Raw genomic sequence first — 23,887 nt, 5'->3', positions numbered from 1 at the left:
GGTCGTCATTCCCGCGAAGGCGGGAATCCAGCGCCTTTGCACTTGATGCGCCGCGTCGCCCGCAGACCTCCGTCTGCACCAAGCCGTGCGCAACGTCGCAGCCAAAGCCCCGGCAGCGGCCCGCTGCTTACAATCGACGCTGGCAATGGCAGCGCGGGAGTGGATGCATGCGACGCAACCTGGCGGGAATCCTGATGGCCTCGATGGCTACGATGGCCTCGATGGCGTGGGCGGCGCAGGCGCAGCAGCCGGCCGTCGATGCGGGAGCGCCCAGCGACGCCGATCGCGCCACCTACGCCAGCTGCATGGCGCGCACGCGAGCGGGCGCCACAGGGATCGCGCCTGCCGCGTTCGATCGCTTCATGGCCGGCGTGGTGCCGGACATGAGCGTGCTGCCGCTGCTGGACAGCCAGCCCGAGTTCTCCACGCCGATCTGGGACTACCTGGCGCCGCTGGTCGACGCCCAGCGCGTCGCCGATGGCCAGGCGATGCGCGCCCAGCACGCCGAGGTGCTGGCGCGCGTGGCGCAGGACAGCGGCGTGGATGCGGCCACGGTGGTGGCGGTCTGGGGCGTGGAGAGCGACTACGGCCGGGTGCAGGGCAAGCGGCCGCTGCTGGTGTCGCTGTCCACGCTGGCGTGCTTCGGCCGGCGGCAGGAGTTCTTCCGCGGCGAACTGCTGGCGACCCTGGCGCTGCTGCAGTCGGGCGATCTGACCCCCGACGGGCTGACCGGCTCGTGGGCCGGCGCGTTCGGGCAGACCCAGTTCATGCCCAGCACCTACCAGCGCATCGCGGTGGACGGCGATGGCGACGGGCGCCGCGATCTGGTCCACAGCGTGCCCGATGCGCTGGCGTCCACCGCCAACTATCTCAAGCGCGCCGGCTGGCAGACCGGCCAGCCCTGGGGCTTCGAGGTGCGCGTGCCGGCGGGCTGGGACGCGTCCCGCGCGGGGCGCAAGGCCAAGCGCCCGCTGCGCGAGTGGGTCGCCGCGGGCATCACCCGCGCCGACGGCGGCGCGATCGCGGCCGACGACACGCCGGCCGCGCTGCTGCTGCCGGCCGGCGTGGCCGGGCCGGCGTTCCTGGTGTTCCGCAACTTCGATGCGATCTACAGCTACAACGCCGCCGAGAGCTATGCGCTGGCCATCGCGCTGCTGTCCGACCGCCTGCGCGGCGGCGGCCCGCTGATCGCCTCCTGGCCCACCGACGATCCGCCGCTGGACCGCGCGCAGCGCAAGGAGCTGCAGCTGCTGCTGCTCGGGCGCGGCCATGACCTCGGCACGCCCGATGGCCTGGTCGGCGCGCAGACCCGCCGCGCCATCGCCAGCGAACAGCAGGCCCTGGGCCTGGCGCCGGTCGATGGCCGCGCCGGTCGGAAGATCCTGCAGGCCCTGCGCACGGCCGGCCCGCCGGTGCTGCTGCCGGCCTCCACGCAGGGCGCGCCATGACCGTGCCTGCGCAGCGCAATCCCGGCATCGACACGCTGCGCGGCGTGTCGATCCTGCTGGTGGTCGTGCACCACCTGGCGCTGCGCATCCCGCTGCGCGACACCGCGCTGGCCGACTGGCTGCCGCTGCGCCTGCTGCGCGCGCTGAGCTACAACGGCTACGAGGCGGTGTTCGTGTTCTTCGTCATTTCCGGCTTCCTGATCACGCTGCATGCCGTGCAGCGCTGGTCGTCGCTGGCGCGCATCGACCTGCGCGCGTTCTATGCGCGGCGCGCGGCCCGCATCCTGCCGGCGCTGCTGCTGCTTCTGGCGGTGCTGGCGCTGCTGCATGGCCTGGGCGTGCCGAACTTCGTGATCGACAAGCCCGGCCAGTCGCTGGGCGGCGCGCTGTGGTCCGCGCTGAGCCTGCAGCTGAACTGGTACGAGGGCCGCACCGGCTGGCTGCCCGGCGGCTGGGATGTGCTGTGGTCGCTGTCGATCGAGGAGGCGTTCTATCTCGCCTTCCCGCTGGTGTGTCTGCTGCTGCGCCGGCGCGCGCTGCTGGTGTCGGCCCTGCTGCTGCTGGCGCTGTCGTTACCGTTGACCCGCGCGGCGATCGCCGACAACGAGATCTGGCAGGAGAAGGCCTACCTGCCGGGCTTCTCCGCCATCGCCGTCGGCGTGCTGGCGGCCCTGGCGGTGACCCGTTGGCCGGTGCCGGCTTCCACCGCGCGCGGCCTGCGCGTGCTCGGCGTGATCGCGCTGGCGGCGGTGCTGCTGTGCGGCGGCGAGCTGTGGCGCTCGCTGGGCAACGGCGCCATGCTGGTGCTGGTCGGCGGCGCGGGCGCGCTGCTGGTCGGCCTGCACGCGATGCCGGCCCGTGCGCCGCTGCCGGCGCTGGCGTGGCTGCGGGCCTGGGGCCGGCTCAGCTACGAGCTCTATCTGACGCACATGTTCGTCGTGTTCGCGCTGGTCGGGCTGTATCGCGCCAGTGGCGGCCAGGTGCGTCTGGGCGCGTGGTGGTATCTGGCGCTGCTGCCGCTGTGCTGGCTGCTGGCCTGGGCGTTCGCGCGGCTGTGGACGCTGCCGGCCGAGCGCTGGCTCAAGCGGCGCTGGCTGCGTGCGCCGCCCGCGCCCGCCGCCGATGCCGCCGCGGCGGCCTGAGCGCCCTTCGCGACATGGCCCAGCGCGGTATGCCAGCATCGGGCCATGGCGATCTTTTCCCTGCAGCGGGTCACGCGCCGCTACGGCCACGCCGTCGCGCTCGATGACGTCGACCTCAAGATCCAACAGGGTCGCACCACCGCCCTGATCGGGCCCAGCGGCGCGGGCAAGTCCAGCGTGCTGCGCATGCTGATCGGGCTGGAATGGCCCGACAGCGGGCAGGTGCGCTTCGAGGGCGCTCCGCTGCAGCGCAAGACGCTGCTGGCGCAGCGCCGACGCATCGGCTACGTGATCCAGGAAGGCGGCCTGTTCCCGCATCTGAGCGCGCGCGACAACGCCGCGCTGCTGGCGCGCGCGCTGGGCTGGCCGCGTGAGCGCATCGAGGCGCGCCTGGCCGAGCTGGCCGAGGTCTGCCAGCTGCCGCCCGCGCTGCTGGCGCGCTATCCGGCCGAACTCTCCGGTGGCCAGCGCCAGCGCATGGGACTGGTGCGCGCGCTGATGCTCGATCCGCCGGTGCTGCTGCTGGACGAGCCGCTCGGCGCGCTCGACCCCATCGTGCGCCACGAGCTGCAGACTCAGATACGCGCCCTGATCGCGCAGCTGGGCAAGACCGTGGTGCTGGTGACCCACGACGTGGCCGAGGCGGCCTACCTGGCCGACACCCTGGTGCTGATGCGGGCCGGGCGCATCGTCCAGCAGGGCAGCGCCCGGACCTTGCTGGACGACCCGGCCGAGGACTTCGTCACCCGCTTCATGACCGCCCAGCGCACGCTGGAGGATGCCGCATGAGGCGCGCGGCGATGCGCGCCTGGCTGGTCTGCGTGCTGCTGTGTCTGCTGTCCCCGGCGATGGCCAGGCAGGTCACCGTCGGCTCGAAGAACTTCACCGAAGGTGTGATCCTGGCCGAGATCGCCGTGGCGCAGGCGCGCAAGGACGGCGTGGAGGTGGCGCACAAGCGCCAGCTCGGCGGCACGCGCATCCTCTGGCGCGCGCTGCAGGAGGGCGACATCGACGCCTATGCCGAATACACCGGCACGCTGCGCCAGGAACTGCTGCAGCAGCCCGATGCCACCGAGGCGCAGCTCGTCGCCGCGCTGGCGCAGCAGGGGCTGGGCATGACGCGCTCGCTCGGCTTCCAGAACACCTATGCCCTGGGCATGCGCAAGGCGCGCGCGCAGGCGCTGGGCATCCGCACGCTGAGCGATCTGGCGCGGCATCCCGAACTCAGGCTGGGCCTGAGCAACGAGTTCCTGCAGCGCGCCGACGGCTGGCCCGGCGTGCGCGCCGCCTACGGGCTGCCGCAGCAGGCCAACGGGCTGGACCACGACCTGGCCTACCGCGCGCTGCAGAGCGGGGCGATCGATGTGACCGACCTGTACAGCACCGATGCGGAGATTCCGTACTACGACCTGGTGGTGCTGGACGACGACCGCCACTACTTCCCCGATTACCAGGCGGTGTTCCTGTATCGGCTGGCGCTGGAGCGCAGTGCGCCGGCCTTCGTGCAGGCGCTGCGCGTGCTGCAGGGGCGCATCGATGTGGCGGACATGCGCCGGCTCAACGCGCAGGTCAAGCTGGAGCATCGCGGCGAGGCGCAGGTGGCCGCCGCGTTCGTCGGCGTCGATGCGCCGCAGGGCAGCGGCCGCGCCGCACGCATCGCCCAGCGCACCGGCGAACACCTCGCCCTGGTCGGCCTTTCGCTCGGCTGCGCACTGCTGGTCGCGCTGCCGCTGGGCGTGCTGGCCGCGCGCCGCCCGCGCCTGGGTCAGGTCGTGCTGTCGCTGACCGGCGTGCTGCAGACGCTGCCGTCGCTGGCGGTGTTCGTCTTCATGATCCCGCTGTTCGGCATCGGCGCGAAGCCGGCGATCGCGGCGCTGTTCCTGTATTCGCTGCTGCCGATCGTGCGCAACACCCACGCCGGCCTGACCGGCATCCCGCGCGACCTGCGCGAGACCGCCGCGGCCCTGGGCCTGCCGCCGCGCACGCGCCTGTGGCGGGTGGAGCTGCCGCTGGCGCTGCGCACGATCCTGGCGGGGGTGAAGACCGCTGCGGTGATCAATGTCGGCACGGCGACGCTGGGGGCCCTGATCGGCGCCGGCGGCTATGGTCAGCCGATCCTGACCGGGATCCGGCTCGATAATCTGGGGATGATTCTGGAGGGGGCGGTGCCGGCGGCGGTGCTGGCGTTGCTGGTGCAGGGGGGGTTCGAGCTCTTCGAGCGGGTCATGACGCCCAAGGGCCTGAGGCTCGCAGCGCGGGCCTAGCGGGTTGCTACTGTCGCCGTTGCCGTTGCCGTTGCCGTTGCGGTTGCTGTTGCCTTTGCGGTTGTTGTTGCTGTTGCTTTACCTGTCTGAGCCGTAAAGCACGCCGAGCACCGCAGCAAAGCAGGGCCGAAGAGGCGCCCTGTTTGAGCGAAGCGAGTTTGGGCGCCGTGCCCTGCTTTGCGAGGAGCGCAGGGGACCGATGCGCAGCATCGGCGTGCGTCCCGGCGAGAAGCGGTTTTGCTTCCTTTTGACAAGACAAAAGGAAGTCGCGCCGCAGGCGCGAAAGCTTTGCACTTGGCGCGCCGCAGGCGCGTTGCTTTCGTCCTACAAGTTCCGGCGCCAGCTCCTGACAAGTATTGCTTTTAATTTGCAAGCAAAACTTGACCTGCCATGCAGGCGCTTCTTAAAGGCAAAGCTAAAGCAAAGCTTTCGCACGGCTTCGCCGCGCGAGCTACTTTTGTCTTGTCAAAAGTAGCCAAAACCGCTTCTCGCCGGGACGCGAGCCGCCGCTGCGCGGCGGTCCCCTGCGCTTCTCGGAAGACGGGGCACGGCGCCCAAACTCGCTTCGCTCAAACAGGGCGCCTCTTCGGCCCCGTCTTCCTGCGATGCTCGGCTCGCTTTACGGCTCAGACAGGTAAAGCAAAAGCAAAAGCAGAAGCTCTTGAGCAACAGCAACAGCAACAGCAACAGCAACAGCAACAGCAACAGCAACAGCAACAGCAACAGCAACAGCAACAGCAACGGCGCTAGGCGTTCGCTGCGATCTCGACCAATTCCCCCATCTGCTCCGCAGTCACCATCAAGTACGGCGCCAACCGCAAACACCCCTGCCGCCGCGAACAGATCACCCCCCGCCGCGCGAACGCCCCCGCCACGGCATCAACGCGCTCGGCCGGCACCCGCAACCCCGCAATATGCGGCGCATGCCCCGGCGTCTTCCACGCCGACAGCCCACGCGCGTCCAGCGCCGCATCCAGCGCGGCGGTGACCTCGCCCAGCGCCGCGGCGATGCGGGCCGGCTGCCAGGCCTGCAGCTGGGCCAGCCCGCCGTGGGTCAGGAGCAGGCGCAGCGGATCGGCGATGCCGCCGGCGTCGAAGCGGCGTGCGCCCGGCAGGTAGGGCGGCGGCGTGTCGAGCGGGAACACCCAGTCCGCGCCCGCATCGCGCGCGACCCAGTGCTGCTCCAGCGGCACGCCTTCGTCGCGCCAGCGTGGGCTGGCCCACAGCCAGGACAGCCCCATCGTGCCCAGCAGCCACTTGTAGCCCACCGCCACCACGAAGTCCGGCCGCCAGCGCGCCAGCTGCAGCGGCAGCACGCCCAGGCTCTGGCTCAGGTCCAGCACCAGGGCCGCGCCGCGCGCGTGCACGGCGTCGGCGATGGCGTCGAGATCGAGCAGGCGGCCGTCGTGCCAGTAGCAATGGGGCAGGGTGGCGATGGCCAGCTGGGGCGTGCGGTCGATGGTGCGCAGCACCGCCTCGGTGAGCGTCTCGTCCGCGCGCGGTGCGGCGCCGACCACGTGCGCGCCGGTCTGCGCGCAGCGCTGCTGCCAGGCGAGCAGGTTGGATGGGAACTGGCCTTCCAGTACCAGCACGGCCTGGCCGCGCCGCAGCGGCAGGTTGGCGGCGGCGGTGGCCAGGCCGTGCGCGGCCGAGGGCACCATCGCCAGGCCCTCGCCATCGTCGTCGAACAGCACCTGCGCGGCCAGCGCGCGCGCGTCCTCGATGCGCCGCATCCAGTCGGCGTGCGGCAGCCACCACGGCGCGGCCTCGGCCTCCAGCATGGCGTGCGCGCCGTCCAGCACATGGCGCAGCCGTGCGCCCTTGGAGGCCGCGTCCAGATAGACGGCGTCGGTCGGCGTGGCGAAGGCACGCTGGCGCTGCGGCCACGGGACAGGGGCGGGGAACGTCGGCGTATCGCGCATGTGTGCAGCCTAGCTGCACAGGACGCAGGTGGGCATAACAGGGCGTTCACCGCCGCCCCCTAGCATGGGCCCATGCATGCCCTCCCACCCCGCCAGGCGCATCGCGACCGCGACGCGCGGTCGCAGACGCTGCTGTCCGCGTTCCAGACCATGCGCGCCCTCACCGCCCGGCTGGCCGCGCCGCTCAGCGCCGAGGACGCGATGGTGCAGAGCATGGACGACGCCAGTCCGGCCAAGTGGCATCTGGCGCATACGACCTGGTTCTTCGAGCGCTTCGTGCTGAGCGCCGACGCGGGCTATCGCGCCTTCGACCCGGCTTGGGACTACCTGTTCAACAGCTACTACAACAGCGTCGGGCCGATGCATGCGCGCGCGCGCCGCGGGATGCTGTCGCGACCGACGCTGGCGCAGGTGCGCGCCTATCGCGCTGCGGTCGAAGACGCGCTGTGCGCGCGGTTGCAGGCGCGGGCGCTGGACGATCAGGCGCTGGACATCGTGCAGCTCGGCATCCAGCACGAACAGCAGCACCAGGAGCTGCTGCTGACCGACATCCGCCACGCGCTGTGGAGCAACCCGCTGCAGCCGGCCTATCGCGAGGATCTGCCCGCGCCGCGCGCCGCAGGCGCGCCGCTGCGCTGGTGCGCGCGCGAGGAACAGATCGCCCAGATCGGCGCGGCGCCCTGGCCGCAGGCGCAGGACTTCGCCTACGACAACGAATCGCCGCGCCATCGCACGCTGGTGGCGGCGCACGCCCTGGCCAGCCGGCCGGTGAGCAATGCCGAGTTCGCCGCCTTCGTCGACGACGGTGGCTATCGCACGCCGGCGCACTGGCTCAGCGACGGCTGGGCGACGGTGCGCGGCCGCGATTGGCAGCGTCCGCTGTACTGGCACGAGGACGGCGCGCGCGAGTTCACCCTGGGCGGCTGGCGTGAGCGCGATCCCGATGCGCCGGTCAGCGGCCTGAGCCTGTTCGAGGCCGACGCCTTCGCGCGCTGGGCCGGCGCGCGCCTGCCGACCGAGGCCGAGTGGGAACTGGCCGCCTCCGGCGTGCCGGCCGAAGGCCATTTCGTCGAGGACGGCCTGCTCCACCCGCGCTCGCAGCCCGGCACCGACACCGGCCTGTCGCAGCTGTTCGGCGATGTGTGGGAATGGACCAGCAGCGCCTACCTGCCGTATCCCGGCTTCGCGCCCTGGCCCGGCTCGCTGGGCGAATACAACGGCAAGTTCATGAACGCCCAGTGGGTGCTGCGCGGCGGCAGCTGCGCCACCTCGCGCACGCATATCCGCGCCAGTTACCGCAATTTCTTCCCCTCCGACGCGCGCTGGCAGTACGCCGGCATGCGCCTTGCCAAGGACCTGCCTTGAACGCTGCCGCCTGCGCCATGACCCGCGCCCGTGACGCGCTGACCGACCTGCGCCCCAAGCCCGACGACATCACCGCCGACGCGCTGGAGGGCCTGTCGCGCGATCCCAAGACGCTGCCGTCCAAGTACTTCTACGATGCGGAGGGCTCGCGCCTGTTTGAGGCGATCACGCATCTGCCCGAGTACTACCTGACCCGCACCGAGCTGGCCCTGCTGGAGCAGCGCCTGCCCTCCATCGCCCAGGCCATCGGCCCGGGCGCGCACGTGGTCGAGTACGGCAGCGGCAGCGGCCGCAAGACCGAGCTGCTGCTCGAACACCTGCACGCCCCGGTGGCCTACACGCCGGTGGAGATTTCGCGCACGGCGGTGGTGCAGGCCACCGCGCGCCTGTCCGAGCATTTCCCCGCGATCGAGATGCTGCCGGTGTGCGCGGACTTCACCAGGCCGCTGGACCTGCCGCAGAGCGCGCGTCCGGCGCAGCGCACGGTGATGTTCTTCCCCGGCTCGACCCTGGGCAACTTCACCGACGAGGCCGCGCAGGCCTTGCTGGACGGGATGCGCCAGACGATGGGGCCGGGCGGCTGCGCCCTGGTCGGCATCGACCTGGACAAGGATCCGGCGCTGATCGAGGCGGCCTACAACGATGCCGCCGGGATCACGGCGGCCTTCACCCTCAACCTGCTGGCGCGGCTCAACCGCGAGATCGGCAGCGATTTCGACCTGGACGCGTTCGCCCATCGCGCCGTCTACGTGCGCGAGCGGCTGCGCATCGAGACCTTCCTGGTCAGCCAGCGTGCGCAGACCGTGCAGGTGGGCGGGCGGCGTTTTGACTTCGCGCAAGGCGAGGCCATGCAGGTCGAGTACAGCCACAAGTACACCGATGCGCGCTTCGCCCAGCTGGCCGCGCGCGCGGGGCTGAAGGTGACCCACGGCTGGAACGACGCCCGCGACTGGTTCGGCCTGCGCCTGTTGCAGCCGCTGTGACCGCGCCCGACGCACGGGCGTGCGTCGAGGCGACCATCCTGCGGCTGCTGGCCGAGCGCGAGGCGCAGGCCTCGATCTGCCCGTCCGAAGTGGCGCGCGCCCTGGGCGATGACGAGGCCGCCTGGCGCGCGCTGATGCCGGCGGTGCGCCAGGCGGCCGCGCACCTGGCGCAGGCGCAGCGGATTGAGGTCACCCAGCGGCAGCGCACCGTGTGAATCGAGGACGCCAAGGGCCCCGTGCGCCTGCGCCGCGGCGAACGCTTCGACGCACCCTAGCCGCGCGTCTCGCGCGGCGTACGCCTGCTCGAGCCGCTGATCTTTGCCCCCTCCCTTTCGCGAAGCGAAGGGGAGGGCTGGGGAGGCGTTAGTTGTTGCAGTTGCTTTTGCTCGTGCTTGTGCCAACAGCAAAAGCACCCCCTCCCAACCTCCCCCTTGCGCTGCGCGCAAAGGGGAGGGGCAAAAGCGGTGTTCGCAGCAGCGCATACAGCGCTGCCCAGGGATCCCCTGATTGCAGCAAGTTTGTGAGCCTCTGCCCCCTCCCTTTCGCGAAGCGAAGGGGAGGGCGGGGGTGGGGTTGGCTGTTGCAGTTGCTCCTGCTTGTGCCAACAGCAACAGCATCCTCTCCTCACCTCCCCCTTGCGCTGCGCGCAAAGGGGAGGGGCAAGAGCGCTACTTGCGCAGGAACAGCCGGTACACCGGGTTGTCGGTCTCTTCCACGCAGGGATAGCCCAGCGTGTCCAGGAAACGGGCGAAGGCGGCGTTGTCCTTGGCCGGCACCTGCAGGCCGACCAGCGTGCGCGCATAGTCGGCGCCCTGGTTGCGGTAGTGGAACAGGCTGATGTTCCAGCTCGGCTTGAGCAGGGTCAGGAACTTGAGCAGCGCGCCGGGCCGCTCGGGGAACACGAAGCGCAGCAGCCGCTCGTCCTGGGCCAGCGTCGAGTGCCCGCCCACCATGTGCCGCACGTGTTCCTTGGCCAGCTCGTCGAAGGTCAGGTCCAGCGTGGCGAAGCCGTGTCGCTGGAAGTTGGCCGCGATCTTCGACGACTCGCCCTTGCCGTGCGTGGTCAGGCCGACGAACACGTGCGCCTGCGCCGCGTCGCTGATGCGGTAGTTGAATTCGGTGACGTTGCGTGGCCCGCCGGGCAGCTGGTCGACCAGTTCGCAGAAGCGCAGGAAGCTGCCGCGCTCCTCCGGGATGGTGACGGCGAACAGCGCCTCGCGCTCCTCGCCGACCTCGGCGCGCTCGGCGACGAAGCGCAGGCGGTCGAAGTTCATGTTGGCCCCGCACAGGATCGCCGCGTAGGTGGCGCCCTTGGTCTTGTGCGTGGCCACGTACTGCTTGATCGCCGCCACCGCCATCGCGCCGGAGGGCTCGACGATGCCGCGCGTGTCGACGAAGACGTCCTTGATCGCCGCGCACACCGCGTCGGTGTCGACCACGACGAACGCGTCCACCAGGCCGCGGGCGATGCGGAAGGTCTCCCGGCCGACCTGCTTGACCGCCGTGCCGTCGGCGAACAGGCCGACCTCGGTCAGCGCCACGCGCTTGCGCGCCTTGACCGAGCGGACCATCGCATCGGAGTCGGCCATCTGCACGCCGATCACCTTGATCTCCGGGCGCAGGGCCTTGATGTAGTTGGCCACGCCCGAGATCAGCCCGCCGCCGCCGACCGCCACGAACACCGCATCCAGCGGACCGGGATGCTGCCGCAGCAGCTCCATGGCGATGGTGCCCTGGCCGGCGATCACGTCCGGGTCGTCGAAGGGATGGACGAAGGTCAGGCCCTGCTGCTGCTCCAGGGTCACGGCATGGGTATAGGCGTCCGAATAGCTGTCGCCGTGCAGCACCACTTCGCCGCCCAGCGCCTTGACCGCGTCGATCTTCAGGCGCGGCGTGGTCACCGGCATCACGATCACCGCGCGCGTGCCCAGCCGGTGCGCGCCCAGCGCCACGCCCTGGGCGTGGTTGCCGGCCGAGGCGCAGATCACTCCGCGCTGCAGCTGTTCGGGGCTCAGATGCGCCATCTTGTTGTAGGCGCCGCGCAGCTTGAAGCTGAAGACCGGCTGCTGATCCTCGCGCTTGAGCAGCACCTTGTTGTGCAGCCGCTGGCTGAGAATGCGCGCCGGCTCCAGCGGTGTCTCGACGGCGACGTCGTAGACGCGCGCGGTGAGGATTTTCCTGAGGTAATCGGCAGGCTTGAGCGGTGCGGTCATAGGGCCGCCATGCTACAGCGCGCGTTAGGTTTGCTGGGGCTTGGTTGCGGTTGGAAGCATTGGCCGCCGCAGCATCTTTTGCTTCCGTGGGAGCCCCCATGGCGGCGATGGGGCCTTACCCGGAAAGCCTCATCGCCGCCATGGCGGCCCGCACCTGTAGAGCGGAGCTCGCTCCGCTGGGGCCTTCCCCACGAATCGAACGAAGGGCAGCGGAGTCCCCAAGAGGGGATTGCCACAAGCTCCGCTCTACAAGGGATCTGGGGAGACCGTAGCCTCCACAGGAGGAGGCGACCCTCAGGCCGCCTGCACGATCGGGATGGCCTTCGGGTTGCGCCACTGGGCCAGCAGCTGCGCCTCCTGCGCACGGGCCGCGTGCAGGTGGCGCTCCTTGATGTGGCCATAGCCGCGGATCTGCTCGGGCAGGCTGGCGATGCGCACGGCCAGCGGCAGGCGCTCGGCGTCGAGCGTGTCCAGCAGGCCGGCCACCGTGCGGCGGTAGTCCTCGATCAGCTGGCGCTCGGTGCGCCGCTCGGCGCTGCGGCCGAACACGTCGAACACGCCGCCGCGCAGGAACTTCAGCCGGGCCAGCACGCCGAACGCGCGCAGCATCCATGGCCCGTAGGCGCGCTTGACCAGCTCGCCTTTGGCGTTGCGCCTGGCCAGCAGCGGCGGGGCCAGGTGGAACTGCAGGGTGTAGTCGCCTTCGAACTGCTGTTCGAGCTGGCGCTGGAATTCCCCGCTGGTGTACAGCCGCGCGACCTCGTACTCGTCCTTGTAGGCCATCAGCTTGAACAGATAGCGCGCCACGGCCTCGGTCAGCGCCGTCGAGCCGGGCGCCCGGGCGTTCTCGGCCTCGCGCACCCGGGCGACGAAGTCGGTATAGCGCGCCGCGTAGGCGGCCTCCTGATAGTCGATGAGGAAGGCGCTGCGGCGCGCGATGGCCTCGTCCAGGGTGCGCGACAGCCGCGCGTCGTCCAGCGGCAGCAGCACCACACCGTCGGCCGTTGCCGCGGCGGTGTCGGGCAGGCCGCGCACGCTGCGCGCGTTGTCGGGATTGCGCGGCGCGCTGGTGGCGCCCCACTCGGTGCCTTCCCAGTCGCCCGGCGGCAGCACGCGCAGGTTGCGCGGCACGTGCTCCTCGCGGGTCTCGGTGTTGCGCACCAGGCCGGCGGCCTGCTGCACGGCGGGCAGATCGACCGCGGCCAGGCGGCCCCAGGCGAAAGCGCTCTTGTTCATCTCGATGGCCGCGCCGTTGAGCTCGATGGCGCGCATCAGCGCCTCGAATGCGATCGGCACCAGCCCCTGCTGCCAGGCATAGCCCAGCATGAACAGATTGGTGGCGATGGCATCGCCCAGCAGCGCGGTGGCCAGCTGGGTGGCATCGAGCAGCAGCGGGTCGCGGCCGCCCAGGGCGACGTTGACCCCGGCGATGATCTCGGCCGCGGGGAACTGCATGTCCGGGTGCGTGGTGAAGGTGCCGGGCATGGCCTCGTAGGTGTTGAGCACCACCTGCGCGCGCTCGCCGCGCACCTTGGACAGCACCCAGTAGTCGTTGACCACCACCATGTCGCAGCCCAGCACCAGGTCGGCCTCGCCGGCGGCGATGCGCACGGCGTGCAGGTCCTGCGGCGCGCGCGCCAGGCGCACGTGGGTGGTGACCGCACCGCCCTTCTGCGCCAGTCCGGTCTGGTCGAGCACGCTGGCGCCCTTGCCCTCCAGGTGCCCGGCCATGCCCAGCAGCGCGCCGATGGTCACCACGCCGGTGCCGCCGACGCCGGTGATCAGGATGTTCCAGGGCTCGCCCAGGTCGGACTTGAACACCGGCGCCGGCAGCGCCTCGAGCAGCGCGGAGGCCTCGCTGCGCTGGCCCTTGCGCGGCCGGCCGCCGTGCACGGTGACGAAGCTGGGGCAGAAGCCCGACACGCAGGAATAGTCCTTGTTGCAGTTGGACTGGTCGATGGCGCGCTTGCGGCCGAACTCGGTCTCCTTGGGCAGCACCGACACGCAGAAGCTCTTCTGCCCGCAGTCGCCGCAGCCCTCGCACACCAGCGAGTTGATCATCACCCGCTTGGGCGGATCGACCAGCTTGCCGCGCTTGCGGCGGCGGCGCTTCTCGGTGGCGCAGGTCTGCTCATAGATCAGCACCGACACGCCGCGCACCTGGCGCAGGCGATCCTGCACGCTGTCCAGCTCGGCGCGGTCGTGGAATTCGGTGTCCGGCGGGAACAGGTCGCGCCGCCGCGACCACTTGGCGATCTCGTCGGACACCAGCACGAGGGTCTGCACACCCTCGGCGCGCATCTGCGCGGCGATGTCCGGCACGCTCAGCGGACCATCGACGGGCTGGCCGCCGGTCATGGCGACCGCGTCGTTGTAGAGAATCTTGTAGGTGATGTTGACGCCGGTGGCGATCGACTGGCGGATGGCCAACGAGCCGCTGTGGAAATAGGTGCCGTCGCCCAGGTTCTGGAACACATGCTCGGTCGCGGTGAACGGTGCCTGCCCCGACCAGGTCACGCCTTCGCCGCCCATGTGGGTGAAGGTGTCGGTGCTGCGGTCCATCCAGGTGACCATGTAGTGGCAGCCGATGCCGCCCATCGCGCGCGCGCCCTCGGGCACGACGGTGGAGGTGTTGTGCGGGCAGCCGCTGCAGTAGTGCGGCACGCGCGGGAAGCTGGCGCGCGGCAGGGCCATCTCGGCCTCCTTGGCCTCCATCCAGCGCAGGCGCTGCTCGATCGATTCGGTCCTGGCGAAGCGCAGGATGCGCGCGCCGATCACGCCGGCGATGGTGGCCGGGGTCAGCTCGCCGGTGGAGGGCAGGATCCAGGCGCCGGCCTCGTCGTACTTGCCCACGATGCTGGGCCGCGCGCCGGCGCTGGCCGGCCAGTTGTAGAACAGCTCCTTCATCTGCCGCTCGATGAAGGCCTTCTTCTCCTCCACCACGACGATGTCCTCCAGCCCGCGCGCGAAGGCGGTGATGCCCACCGGCTCCAGCGGCCAGCTCATGCCGACCTTGTAGACGCGGATGCCGATGTCGCGGCAGGCCGCCTCGTCCAGGCCCAGGTACTCCAGCGCCTGCAGTACGTCCAGGTAGCTCTTGCCGGTGGTGACGATGCCCAGCCGCGCGCGCGGCGAGTCCAGCACCACCCGGTCGATCCGGTTGGCGCGGGCGAAGGCCTGTGCGGCGGCCACCGCGTAGCGATGCAGGCGCATCTCCTGGTCCAGCGGCGGATCGGGCCAGCGGATGCTCAGGCCGCCGGCCGGCATGGTGAAGTCCTCCGGCAGCACGATCCGCCGCGCGAACGGATCCACGTCCACCGAGGCCGAGGACTCCACGGTCTCGGCGATGGTCTTGAAGCCGATCCAGCGCCCGGTGTAGCGGCTCATCGCCCAGCCGACCAGGCCCAGGTCGAGGATGTCCTGCACGCCGGCCGGGTTGAGCACCGGCATCATCGCGCTGACGAATTCCTCCTCGCTGCCGTGCGGCAGGGTCGAGCTGCGGCAGGCGTGGTCGTCGGCGGCAAGCGCCAGCACGCCGCCCAGCGGCGAGGTGCCGGCCGCGTTGGCGTGCTTGAACACATCGCCGCTGCGGTCCACGCCGGGGCCCTTGCCGTACCACATGCCGTACACGCCCGCGACGGTGGCGCCCGGGAACAGCGTGGTCTGCTGCGTGCCCCACAGCATGGTGGCGGCCAGGTCCTCGTTGAGGCCGGGCTGGAACTTCACCTTGGCCGCGTCCAGGTGCCGGCGCGCGCGCCACAGCTCCAGGTCGAAGCCGCCCAGCGGGCTGCCGCGATAGCCGCTGACGAAGCCGGCGGTGTTCAGGCCGGCGGCATCGTCGCGCAGGCGCTGCATCAGCGGCAGCCGCACCAGCGCCTGCACGCCGGACAGGTAGATGCGCCCGTCGGTGCGCGTGTACTTGTGCTCCAGGGTGTAGTCGGCATCCAGCGTGGCCAGCGCCGGCGTGTCGGCGGACGAGGGCGAGGTGAGTTCTGCGGTGCTGGTCATGGGCTGGCCCGGTGGAAAGCGGCGTGGCGTGCGCGTGGCGATGGGCCTGGCGCGGCGGCAGTCTACAACCGCCTCGGTGCCGGCCTCATTTGGCGTTGCGGCAGGCGCGTTGCGACAATGCGCCCGATCCACGCTCTCGCGCCTGTCCGCGCAAGGAAACGCATGGCCTTCGATGCCTTCGCCCTGATCCTGGCCATGCTGGCCCTGGGGCTGCTGTTCGCGCGGCTGCGCCTGTTCCCGGAAGGGGCGGCGCATGTGCTCAATCTGGTGGTGCTCTACGTCTGCCTGCCGGCGGCGGTGCTGACCTTCGTGCCGCGCCTGCACCTGGATCCTTCGCTGCTGGGCCTGATGCTGACGCCGTGGATCCTGATGGGCGCGGTGTACGGGCTGGTCGCCGTCGCCGGCCGCGCCTTGAAGCTGGCGCGCAGCGAACAGGCCGCGCTGCTGATCTGCGTGGGCTTCTCCAACTCCAGCTTCATCGGCTATCCGATGGTGCGGGCGCTGCTGGGCGACCATGCGCTGCCCTATGCGGTGGTGTACGACCAGTTCGGCACCTTCCTGATGCTGTCCACGCTCGGCATCGTGATCCTGGCGCGCTACTCGGGCGAGACGCCGCCCGGGGCCAGGCAGCTCGCCCTGCGGGTGGTGAAGTTCCCTCCGCTGTGGGCGCTGGTGTTCGCCGTGACGCTGATGCCCGCCGCGCCGCCGGCCTGGATCGCCAGCGGCCTGCAGCGCCTGGCCGATGCGATGCTGCCGCTGGTGATGCTCTCGGTCGGCCTGTCGATCCAGCTGCGGCTGCCGCGCCATGAACTCAAGCCGCTGGCCGTGGGCCTGGCGCTGCGCCTGCTGGTGATGCCGGCGCTGGCCATTCCACTGTCCTACGCCTTCGGTCTGCGTGGCCAGCTGTTCCAGGTCAACGTGCTCGAGTCGGCCATGCCGACCATGATCACCGCCGCCGCGCTGGCCATCTCGCACAACCTGGCCCCGCGCCTGTGCGCGGCGCTGACCGGTTACTCCATCGTCCTGTCGCTGGCCACGCTGCCCCTGCTGACCTGGCTGTTGCCGCACCTGGCGCCTTGAGACGTGTCATCCTCAAGGTCGGGTTTTCAGGGACGAACCGACATGCGCTGCTTTGCTTTCGCCGCCGTTTTGCTGCTGGCCTTTCAGGTGCTCCCGGTCCGTGCGCAGGCGCAGGCCGCGGCCGACCAGACCGCGTTCGAACAGCGCTTCAAGGCCTGGCAGGCGCAGTACGACCAGGCCCTGCAGCTGCACCTGCGCGGCGTGGCCTCCAGCGGCCAGGCGCGCGATCTCTACGCCGCCGCCGTGCTGTGGCCTGGCGACGACGCCGAAGCACGGCAAGGCACGGGCAAGCCGCCTGCCGCCGGGATCGACGAGCCCGGTGTCTGGATGCAGGCCGCGCTCGATGCGCGGCCGCGCGATGCGCTGGTCGCACGCTTCGAGGCGATGGGATGCCCCGGGGCCAACGTGCAATGCGACGCGGCCGGCGCGCTGGCGTTCCTGCAGCGCGAGGAAGGCGACAACCTGTTCGTGCAGCTGCTCGCCTTCATCGATGCCCAGCAGCGCGGCGATGCCAAGGCAGCGGCCAAGGCCTGGCGCGCGGCCACGCAGGCGACGCGCTACGACGCGATGCAGATCGAGTTCGGGGGTCTGTTGGCCGACGCGGTCTCCGGCCTGCCGGTGCCACCGATGGACGCAACGCTACGCCAGGCGCTCGCGGCGCAGAGCGCTATACCCAATGGCTCGCAACTGGCGGACTGGCCCAGGTTCAACGTGCTGATCATGCTGGCGACGCGGCCGATTCCCAGGCTGGGCGTGGTCACCCGCTACTGCGATGAAACGCACACCCACGACGACCGCGAACGCTGGGACGATTGCAAGTCGGTGTTCGCGCTGATGGCGCGGGATGGCAGCGACCTGATGAGCAGGCTGCTCGGCATCGGTGTGATGACGCGCCTGACGACGGACACCCCGCAGGAACTGCGCTGGCGCGAGGAGCGGCGGCAGCTGCACTGGCTGCTGGCCGAAAGTTCGCGCTTCCTGCCGCCGGCCGCGGACGAGGTTCCGCTGGACACCTATCTGGACTGGCAGCTGCGCGACGGCGAGATCATCGCCCTGCAGCGCCTGCTGGAAGCCAACCACCGGCCGCTCACCCCGCCCGCGGGCTGGACGTCGGACAGGGCGACAGTGGCGGGGTCGCGGTAGCGCCCCGCCGGCCTTCAGGCGGCCGCCATCTCCTGGGAAGGCGCCTGCGTCGGGACGGCGGGTGTGCGTTGGGACATGCACTGGCGGATCGCCGCCGTGACGCGCTCGAACACCGAGGCCGGGATGGCCAGCATCACCAGTTCGGCACCCAGTTGGGTGGCGGCGTCGCCGCGCCGTCCCTGATGCCAGGCGGTCAGGTCGAGCAGGGCGGCCATGTTCAGGCGCTGCTCGGCCCCGGAGGGATCGCGCAGCTCGGGCGCGGCGTGCTCGCACACCAGCGCGACCACCGTGTCGCGGAAATCGCCGTCGCGGCCGAACAGGTCGGCAAAGCAATGCAGGTCGACCACGCGCGCGAAGCGGGCCACGGCCGCGTCGGTGGCGCGTTCGACCACGGTGAACGCCTCCAGGCCCTGGCGATGCGCCGCGCGCTGGCGCACCCAGGCATAGCGCGAGCGGCCCAGCCGATAGCGCACCCAGCGCAGTGGCGCCAGCGCGTCCAGCGCGCGGTACAGCAGGCTCTTGCGCTGCCACGGCGCACGCGGAACCAGGCTGAAGGGCGGGAAGCCGGACAGCAGCTTGCGCGCGACGGGGATGGGCAGGCGCACGGCGACTTCCTGCGCCAGCACCTGCACTTCGATGTGGCTGGCGCGCGCGGTGGCGGGCACCTGGCGCGCCAGATCGAGCACGGCGACGCGGCCGTCGGCCTGCTGATGCCGCGCGATCAGCTCGGCGGCCACCTGCGAGGGCGTGGCCTCCTCGCAGGTCTGGGGGTGGGGAAGGGAGTGTTCCATGGACTACGGGGCCGTTCCGTCGGGATCCGTGAGACCCCTGAGCCTACGTCAGCGCGGCCCTTGCGACAAGCGACAAGTATTTGAAATTACAGGGAAATGAGTGAGGATTGGTAGCGTCTTCCACGCGGTTCACCCCACCTGGGCCCAGCGGCGCGCTTGGCCGCCGTCGCACACCCGCGCCTCAGTGTGCCGGCACGGTGCGGCCGCGGGCCCAGTCGCGCAGCGCCTGGACCTGCTCGGCCATCAGCACCGAGAGCGGGCGGGTGGTGCGGATCTCGCGCATCAGGCCGTCGGTGTCCAGGGCGCGGCCCTCGGCGTGTGCGGTGTACAGGCCCGAGACGATGGCCTGCTCGATCTCGGCGCCGGAGAAGCCGTCGCTGGCCGCGGCCAGCGCAGGCAGGGCGAAGTCCTCGGCCACCAGCTTGCGTCGGCCCAGATGCAGCCGCAGCAGCTCGACCCGCGTGTCGGCGTCGGGCAGGTCGACGAAGAAGATCTCGTCGAAGCGTCCCTTGCGCAGCAGCTCCGGCGGCAGTTCGTGGACCTGGTTGGCGGTGGCCACGACGAACACCGGCGCGCTGCGCTCGGCCATCCAGGTCAGCAGGCTGCCGAGCACGCGCCGGGACACGCCGCCATCCTCGCCGCTCCCGCTGCTGGCCAGGCCCTTCTCGATCTCGTCGATCCACAGCACGCACGGCGCCAGCTGCTCGGCCGCCGCCAGCGCCTTGCGCAGGTTCTTCTCCGTCTCGCCGTGGTACTTGTCGTACAGCGCGCCCATGTCCAGGCGCAGCAGCGGCACGCCGAACCCGGCCGCGGTGGCCTTGGCCAGCATCGACTTGCCGCAACCCTGCACCCCCAGCAGCAGCATGCCGCGCGGCGGGTCCAGGCCCGGCGGCGGCGTGGTGGAGGCGAACACGCTGCGGCGCTGGGCGATCCAGCGCTTGAGCCGATCGGCGCCGGCCACCTCGTCCAGCCGCGTGCCGTCGTATTCGTACTGCAGCTGGCCGCCGCGGCCGAGCAGCTCGAACTTCAGCCTGGCCAGCTGCGGTAGATCGCCGGGGCCGAGCACGCCGTCGTCGTAGATCAGGTGGCGCGCGATGCGCCGCGCGTCGACCAGGTCCAGCCCGGCCAGGTTGCGGATGATCTGCTGGGCCGCGGCGGTGTCCACCTCGACCCGCCGCCCGCCGTTCTCGGCCGGGTAGGCGGCCACCTCCTCGCGCAGCATCTTCAGCAGCGCCGCCGCATCGGGCAGGCGCGGGCTGAAGCGCACCGCCAGCGGCTCGAGCGTTTCGGGCAGCTCGACCCGGGCGCCGACCAGCACCACCACGTGCGGCTGGCAATGGCGGCGCTGGACGATGTCGCGCAGCTGACGCTGGTGGCCGGCGTATTCCAGATACGGGGCGAAGTCGAGCAGCAGGTAGACGCCGCGCTGCTCGGCCGCCTTGATCGACTGCAGGGCCGCACCGGCCTCGGGCGCGCCTTCGGCCGCATCCTCGCGGTCCATGTCCAGCCGGCGCAGGCCCTCGGTGGCCGACCAGCGATAGAGCGCGCGCCAGACCTGGGCCAGGGACTGGCGGAACAGGTCCACCACCCGCGCCTCATCCTGGGTCTCGATGACGATCAGCGGCGTTCCGGCGCGGATCAGCGCGGTCAGGTCCTTCAGCTCGCTCATGGGCACTCCCTGCGGGGCGAGCGAACATAGCAGAGCCCTGCCTCGCCACGGGCCGGAGGCCGGCTGGTGGCATTCACGGCCGACGGTGTACGCTCCGGCTTCCCGGACGAGTGCGAAGGCGTGAGCGCATGAAGACCATCCTGGTCGCCAGTTCCAAGGGCGGTGCGGGCAAGACCACGGTGGCCACCAACCTGGCCGCGTATTACGCCCTGCAGGGCCAGCGCACGGTCCTGGTGGACGCCGATCCCCAGGAATCGGCCACGCGCTGGGCCCAGCGCCGCGCCGAGCTTCCCAGCGCCGTGCTGCCGCTCAGCGGCACCGGCAAGAAGTGGGCATCCAGGCTGCCGGCCGACACCCAGACCGTGATCGCCGACGGCCGCGCCGGCGCCATGGCCGATGAGCTGGAAGCGCTGCTGGACGCCGCCGATGCGGTGGTGGTGCCGGTACTGCCCTCAGGGCTCGACATCGAAGCCACCGTCGGCTTCCTCAACTCGCTGTCCAAGGTCCCGCGCGTGCACAAGCGCAAGCTGCCGGTGGGCCTGGTCCTCAACCGCGCCAAGCCCTGGACCCACACCGCCCAGCAGGCGCTGGAGATGATGGGAGAGTGGCCGTATCCGGTGGTCGCCACCCTGCGCGATACCCAGGCCTATGTGGTCATGGCCGGGCTGGGACGCAGCCTGTTCGATTACCACTCCCTGCAGGTGCGCGATCACCAGCAGGACTGGCAGCCGCTGCTCGCCTGGCTGGATGCGGTCTGATCACGCAGCCCCCGATAAGGTCGTCCCATGCGTGAACTCATCCTCCTGCGCCATGCCCATGCCGAGCCCGCCCTGCCCGGCCAGTCCGATTTCGACCGCCCGCTGGCCCCGCACGGCCAGGCCGAGGCCGAGGCGGCCGGCCGCTGGATCAAGGACCAGCGCCTGATCCCCGACCGCGTGCTGTGCTCGCCCGCGCGCCGCACCCGCGAGACGCTCGAAGCGGTGCTGGCCACCACCGGCTACGTCGAACAGCGCCTGGAACAGGCCATCTACGAGGCCACCGCCGGCACCCTGATCGGCCTGGCCGATGCGCACCGCGATGTCGACCGCCTGCTGCTGCTGGGCCACAACCCCGGCCTGGAACAGCTGGCGGCGCTGCTGCACAGCGGCAGCACCAGCGACTATCGCGGCATGCCCACCGGCTCGGTGGTCGTGTTGACCTTCGCCGAGGACGGCCCGATCGAACCGGGCGCGGCGAGCCTGTCGGCGTTCTGGTGGCCGTGAAGGCGAAGGCCTGGATCCGGTTCTGTCTCGGCGCCGGGCTGACCCTCTGCACCGCCGCCGCCGCGCAGTCGCGCACCATGCCGCTGGACAAGCAGCACACGCGGCTGGGCTTCGCGCTGTCCACGCGCTGGGGGCAGACGCTGGAAGGCAACTTCCCGCGCTATGACGGGGTGGTGCACGTGCTGCCCGACGGCCGGCACCAGGTGACTCTGCACATGTACACGGCCGACGTGCAGATCGGCGACCATACGCGCTATGCGCAGTGGGCGCGCGGCAGCGCGTTCTTCGATGCGGAAAAATGGCCGGAAGTGGTGTTCGTGTCCTACCCCTATGACAGTGCGGTGCTCAAAGGCGGCGGCCAGCTCGAAGGTGAGCTGGTGATCCGCGGCATCCGCCGCCCGGAGACCCTCACGGTCACGCCCGAGCCTTGTGCGCGCCCTGGCGTGGACTGCGATGTGGTGCTGTCCGGCGAGGTGCGTCGCAGCGACTACGACATGGACGGCTTCCGGCTGGCGCTCAGCGACAAGGTGCAGTTCCTGCTGCGCGCGCGCGTGCAGGCACCGGAGCGGGAGCCCAAACCTTGAGGAAGCTGTTGGGGGCCTTCGCCCTGCTGCTGTCCCTGCTGGGCAGCGGCTGCGCCAGCCTGTCCCAGGCCGATCATGCACGCGCGGTGCAGATCGCCCAGGCCGCCCGCTCGCAGGTGATCGATTGCCAGGCCGCCAACGCCTGCGCCGAGCCCTCCGCGCTGCGCGATCTGGCCGACAAGGCGCGCGCCGATTCGACGCCCAAGGTGCCGCGCCACTACGCGCTGCTGCTGGACCGCGGCGAGGACTCGCTGCTGGCGCGGCTCAACCTGATCCGCTCCGCGCGCCACAGCATCGACGTGCAGACCTACATCTTCGACACCGACGACAGCGCGCGGCTGGTGCTGGACGAGCTGCTGGCCGCCGCGCGCCGCGGCGTGCAGGTGCGGGTGCTGATCGACCAGCTCACCGCCATCCCCAACCTGGACATGCTGGCGGCGCTGTCCGGCGCGCACCGCAACTTCGCCCTGCGCCTGTACAACCCGACCTTCAACCAGGCCGTGCCGGGCTACCTGGACTATGCGGCCAGCGTGGTGTGCTGCTTCCGGCGCTTCAACCAGCGCATGCACACCAAGCTGCTGCTGGTGGACGATGCGGTCGGCATCACCGGCGGGCGCAACTACCAGGACGACTACTACGACTGGGATTCGGAATACAACTTCCGCGACCGCGACGTGCTGATCGCAGGCCCGGAGGGCGCGGACATGGGGCGCAGCTTCGACCAGTTCTGGGAGGCGCCGCGCAGCATCCCGGCCGAGCGGCTCAGCGATGTCGGCCGCACGCTGCTCGAGAAAGGCGTGCCGCCGATGCCGCCGGAGGCGTTCAAGCGCCCCGACCGCGTCGCCGACATGGGCGCCGACGCCAGCGACCCGGAGGTGATCCAGCAGCGCCTGGTCGACCGCGCGCTGGAAGTGGGCACGGTCAGCTACGTGGCCGACACCCCGCGCAAGCATCGCGCCGATGATCCCGAGACCGCCGCGCCCTCGGACTGGGAGCTGGGCACGCTGCTGACCCGCGCGCAGGACGAGATCCTGATGCAGACGCCGTACCTGATCATGTCCAAGCAGGCCAAGCGCTTCTTCAAGGGCCTGCGCACGCGGCCGGTGCCGCCGGCGGTGGTGGTGTCCACCAACAGCCTGGCCGCCACCGACAATCCGATCGTGTATTCGGTGTCGGCCAAGTACAAGCGCATGTACCTGCGCGAGCTCGGCTTCCAGCTTTACGAATACAAGCCGTTCCCGGCCGACGCGCCGGTGGACGTGGCCACGCTGCTGCCGGTGCCGCCGGTGGCGCTGCCCGGGCAGGAACCGGCACCGATGCCCGAGCAGGACGTGCCGCGCAGCACCGCCATCCGCACCTCGATGCCCGGCAGCCGGCCCTTCGGCATGGTGGACCGCGACGAGCAGCAGGACCGCGCCACGCGCCGCGCGCGCGAACGCAACCGCGTGGACCGGCGCCTGCAGCGCGCCGAGGGCCGGCCCTCGTTCCTCAGCAAGGGCCCGCACAGCGACCCGCTGCCGCTCAAGCGCGCCGGCGTGCGCATGGGCCTGCATGCCAAGTCGATGGTGATCGACGACGACATCGCGGTCATCGGCACGCACAACTTCGACCCGCGCTCGCTCGACTACAACACCGAGGCGGTGGTGGTGATCCCCAACCGCGCCTTCGCCCAGCAGCTGGAGCAGAGCATCCGCCGCGACATCGAGCCGGAGAACTCCTGGGTGATCGCGCCCCGGCCCAAGCCGGGCGTGTTCTCGGGGATCAACTACAGCCTGGACAAGGTGTCCTCGGCGCTGCCGGTGTTCGACATCTGGCCCTGGCGCTATGCCACCAGCTACGAATTCGTGCCCAGCGAACAGTGCCCGGGCCCGCTGCCGGTCAAGGATCCGATGTTCCACGCCTGCTACAAGTCGGTGGGCGACTTCCCCGAGGTGAGCATCGGGCCCAAGCGGCTGTACGCGCGCATCCTGATCGCCTTCGGCGCCGGCCTGGTGCCGATCCTCTGACGTTTCA

19 protein-coding genes are annotated in these 23,887 nt (G+C 70.8%); 14 read left to right on the top strand and 5 right to left on the bottom strand.

Annotation, left to right across the window (positions count from 1 at the left end; translation table 11 throughout):
• The first annotated feature begins 221 nt into the window (after window positions 1–221).
• From QE438_RS13820 to QE438_RS13800, 5 genes are all read left to right on the top strand, one after another.
• A complete protein-coding gene (locus tag QE438_RS13820) occupies window positions 222–1,448 on the top strand; it encodes a lytic murein transglycosylase (RefSeq protein ID WP_306996290.1) in 1,227 nt (408 codons plus the stop codon).
• Window positions 1,445–2,590, top strand: a complete 1,146-nt coding sequence (locus QE438_RS13815) for an acyltransferase (protein WP_306994889.1) — start codon at window positions 1,445–1,447, stop codon at window positions 2,588–2,590. The genes QE438_RS13820 and QE438_RS13815 overlap by 4 nt, the downstream gene beginning before the upstream one ends.
• Before the next feature lie 45 nt (window positions 2,591–2,635).
• The gene (locus QE438_RS13810) at window positions 2,636–3,379 is read left to right on the top strand and encodes an ATP-binding cassette domain-containing protein (RefSeq protein WP_306994891.1); all 744 of its coding nucleotides are present in this window, start codon (window positions 2,636–2,638) and stop codon (window positions 3,377–3,379) included.
• A gap of 11 nt (window positions 3,380–3,390) precedes the next feature.
• On the top strand, window positions 3,391–4,854 hold the full coding sequence (locus QE438_RS13805; RefSeq protein ID WP_306996292.1) for a glycine betaine ABC transporter substrate-binding protein: 1,464 nt from the start codon (window positions 3,391–3,393) through the stop codon (window positions 4,852–4,854).
• Window positions 4,855–5,244: 390 nt separating this feature from the next.
• Entirely contained in the window at window positions 5,245–5,604 is a 360-nt protein-coding gene (locus tag QE438_RS13800) for a hypothetical protein (protein WP_306994893.1), read from the top strand.
• Here QE438_RS13800 and QE438_RS13795 read toward each other — a convergent pair.
• The gene (locus tag QE438_RS13795; protein ID WP_306994895.1) at window positions 5,601–6,776 is read right to left on the bottom strand and encodes an aminotransferase class V-fold PLP-dependent enzyme; all 1,176 of its coding nucleotides are present in this window, start codon (window positions 6,774–6,776) and stop codon (window positions 5,601–5,603) included. The genes QE438_RS13800 and QE438_RS13795 overlap by 4 nt on opposite strands.
• 150 nt (window positions 6,777–6,926) lie before the next feature.
• Between QE438_RS13795 and egtB the strand changes: the two genes are divergently transcribed.
• The 3 genes from egtB to QE438_RS13780 are packed head-to-tail and all read left to right on the top strand — an operon-like array spanning window position 6,927 to window position 9,339.
• Window positions 6,927–8,141 (top strand): ergothioneine biosynthesis protein EgtB, encoded by a 1,215-nt coding sequence (egtB, locus tag QE438_RS13790; protein ID WP_306996294.1) that lies wholly within the window; start codon window positions 6,927–6,929, stop codon window positions 8,139–8,141.
• The gene (gene egtD, locus QE438_RS13785; protein WP_306994898.1) at window positions 8,138–9,124 is read left to right on the top strand and encodes an L-histidine N(alpha)-methyltransferase; all 987 of its coding nucleotides are present in this window, start codon (window positions 8,138–8,140) and stop codon (window positions 9,122–9,124) included. Before egtB ends, egtD begins: the two co-directional genes overlap by 4 nt.
• The gene (locus QE438_RS13780; protein ID WP_306994901.1) at window positions 9,121–9,339 is read left to right on the top strand and encodes a DUF3253 domain-containing protein; all 219 of its coding nucleotides are present in this window, start codon (window positions 9,121–9,123) and stop codon (window positions 9,337–9,339) included. The genes egtD and QE438_RS13780 overlap by 4 nt, the downstream gene beginning before the upstream one ends.
• Window positions 9,340–9,792: 453 nt before the next feature.
• On the opposite strand, the gene ilvA is transcribed toward QE438_RS13780, so the two are convergent.
• A complete protein-coding gene (gene ilvA, locus QE438_RS13775) occupies window positions 9,793–11,337 on the bottom strand; it encodes a threonine ammonia-lyase, biosynthetic (RefSeq protein WP_130524608.1) in 1,545 nt (514 codons plus the stop codon).
• A gap of 294 nt (window positions 11,338–11,631) precedes the next feature.
• Window positions 11,632–15,345 carry an indolepyruvate ferredoxin oxidoreductase family protein gene (locus QE438_RS13770; RefSeq protein ID WP_306994903.1) on the bottom strand — a complete coding sequence of 1,238 codons (3,714 nt, stop codon included), beginning with the start codon at window positions 15,343–15,345 and terminating at the stop codon, window positions 11,632–11,634.
• Window positions 15,346–15,507: 162 nt separating this feature from the next.
• Between QE438_RS13770 and QE438_RS13765 the strand changes: the two genes are divergently transcribed.
• Entirely contained in the window at window positions 15,508–16,425 is a 918-nt protein-coding gene (locus tag QE438_RS13765) for an AEC family transporter (RefSeq protein ID WP_306994905.1), read from the top strand.
• A 42-nt stretch (window positions 16,426–16,467) separates the two neighbouring features.
• Window positions 16,468–17,568, top strand: coding sequence for a hypothetical protein (locus QE438_RS13760; RefSeq protein WP_306994908.1), 1,101 nt, complete (start codon window positions 16,468–16,470; stop codon window positions 17,566–17,568).
• Between the two features lie 14 nt (window positions 17,569–17,582).
• Here the strand turns inward: QE438_RS13760 and QE438_RS13755 are convergent, their stop codons facing one another.
• Window positions 17,583–18,359, bottom strand: a complete 777-nt coding sequence (locus QE438_RS13755) for a hypothetical protein (RefSeq protein WP_306994910.1) — start codon at window positions 18,357–18,359, stop codon at window positions 17,583–17,585.
• A gap of 181 nt (window positions 18,360–18,540) precedes the next feature.
• A complete protein-coding gene (locus QE438_RS13750; RefSeq protein WP_306994912.1) occupies window positions 18,541–20,028 on the bottom strand; it encodes an AAA family ATPase in 1,488 nt (495 codons plus the stop codon).
• Window positions 20,029–20,156: 128 nt separating this feature from the next.
• Here QE438_RS13750 and QE438_RS13745 point away from each other — a divergent pair, with 128 nt between their 5' ends.
• The 4 genes from QE438_RS13745 to QE438_RS13730 are packed head-to-tail and all read left to right on the top strand — an operon-like array spanning window position 20,157 to window position 23,880.
• A complete protein-coding gene (locus QE438_RS13745; RefSeq protein ID WP_130520805.1) occupies window positions 20,157–20,786 on the top strand; it encodes a ParA family protein in 630 nt (209 codons plus the stop codon).
• Between the two features lie 27 nt (window positions 20,787–20,813).
• Window positions 20,814–21,290, top strand: coding sequence for a histidine phosphatase family protein (locus QE438_RS13740; RefSeq protein WP_130520807.1), 477 nt, complete (start codon window positions 20,814–20,816; stop codon window positions 21,288–21,290).
• Entirely contained in the window at window positions 21,281–21,874 is a 594-nt protein-coding gene (locus tag QE438_RS13735; protein ID WP_228257928.1) for a YceI family protein, read from the top strand. Before QE438_RS13740 ends, QE438_RS13735 begins: the two co-directional genes overlap by 10 nt.
• On the top strand, window positions 21,871–23,880 hold the full coding sequence (locus QE438_RS13730; protein ID WP_306994917.1) for a phospholipase D family protein: 2,010 nt from the start codon (window positions 21,871–21,873) through the stop codon (window positions 23,878–23,880). The genes QE438_RS13735 and QE438_RS13730 overlap by 4 nt, the downstream gene beginning before the upstream one ends.
• Window positions 23,881–23,887: the final 7 nt, after the last annotated feature.

This window comes from Pseudoxanthomonas sp. SORGH_AS_0997, from assembly GCF_031453535.1.
Classification (GTDB): Bacteria; Pseudomonadota; Gammaproteobacteria; order Xanthomonadales; family Xanthomonadaceae; genus Pseudoxanthomonas_A; species Pseudoxanthomonas_A winnipegensis.
Note: the sequence above shows the minus strand (reverse complement) of the source record. Positions and strands in the feature narration are given on the sequence as shown.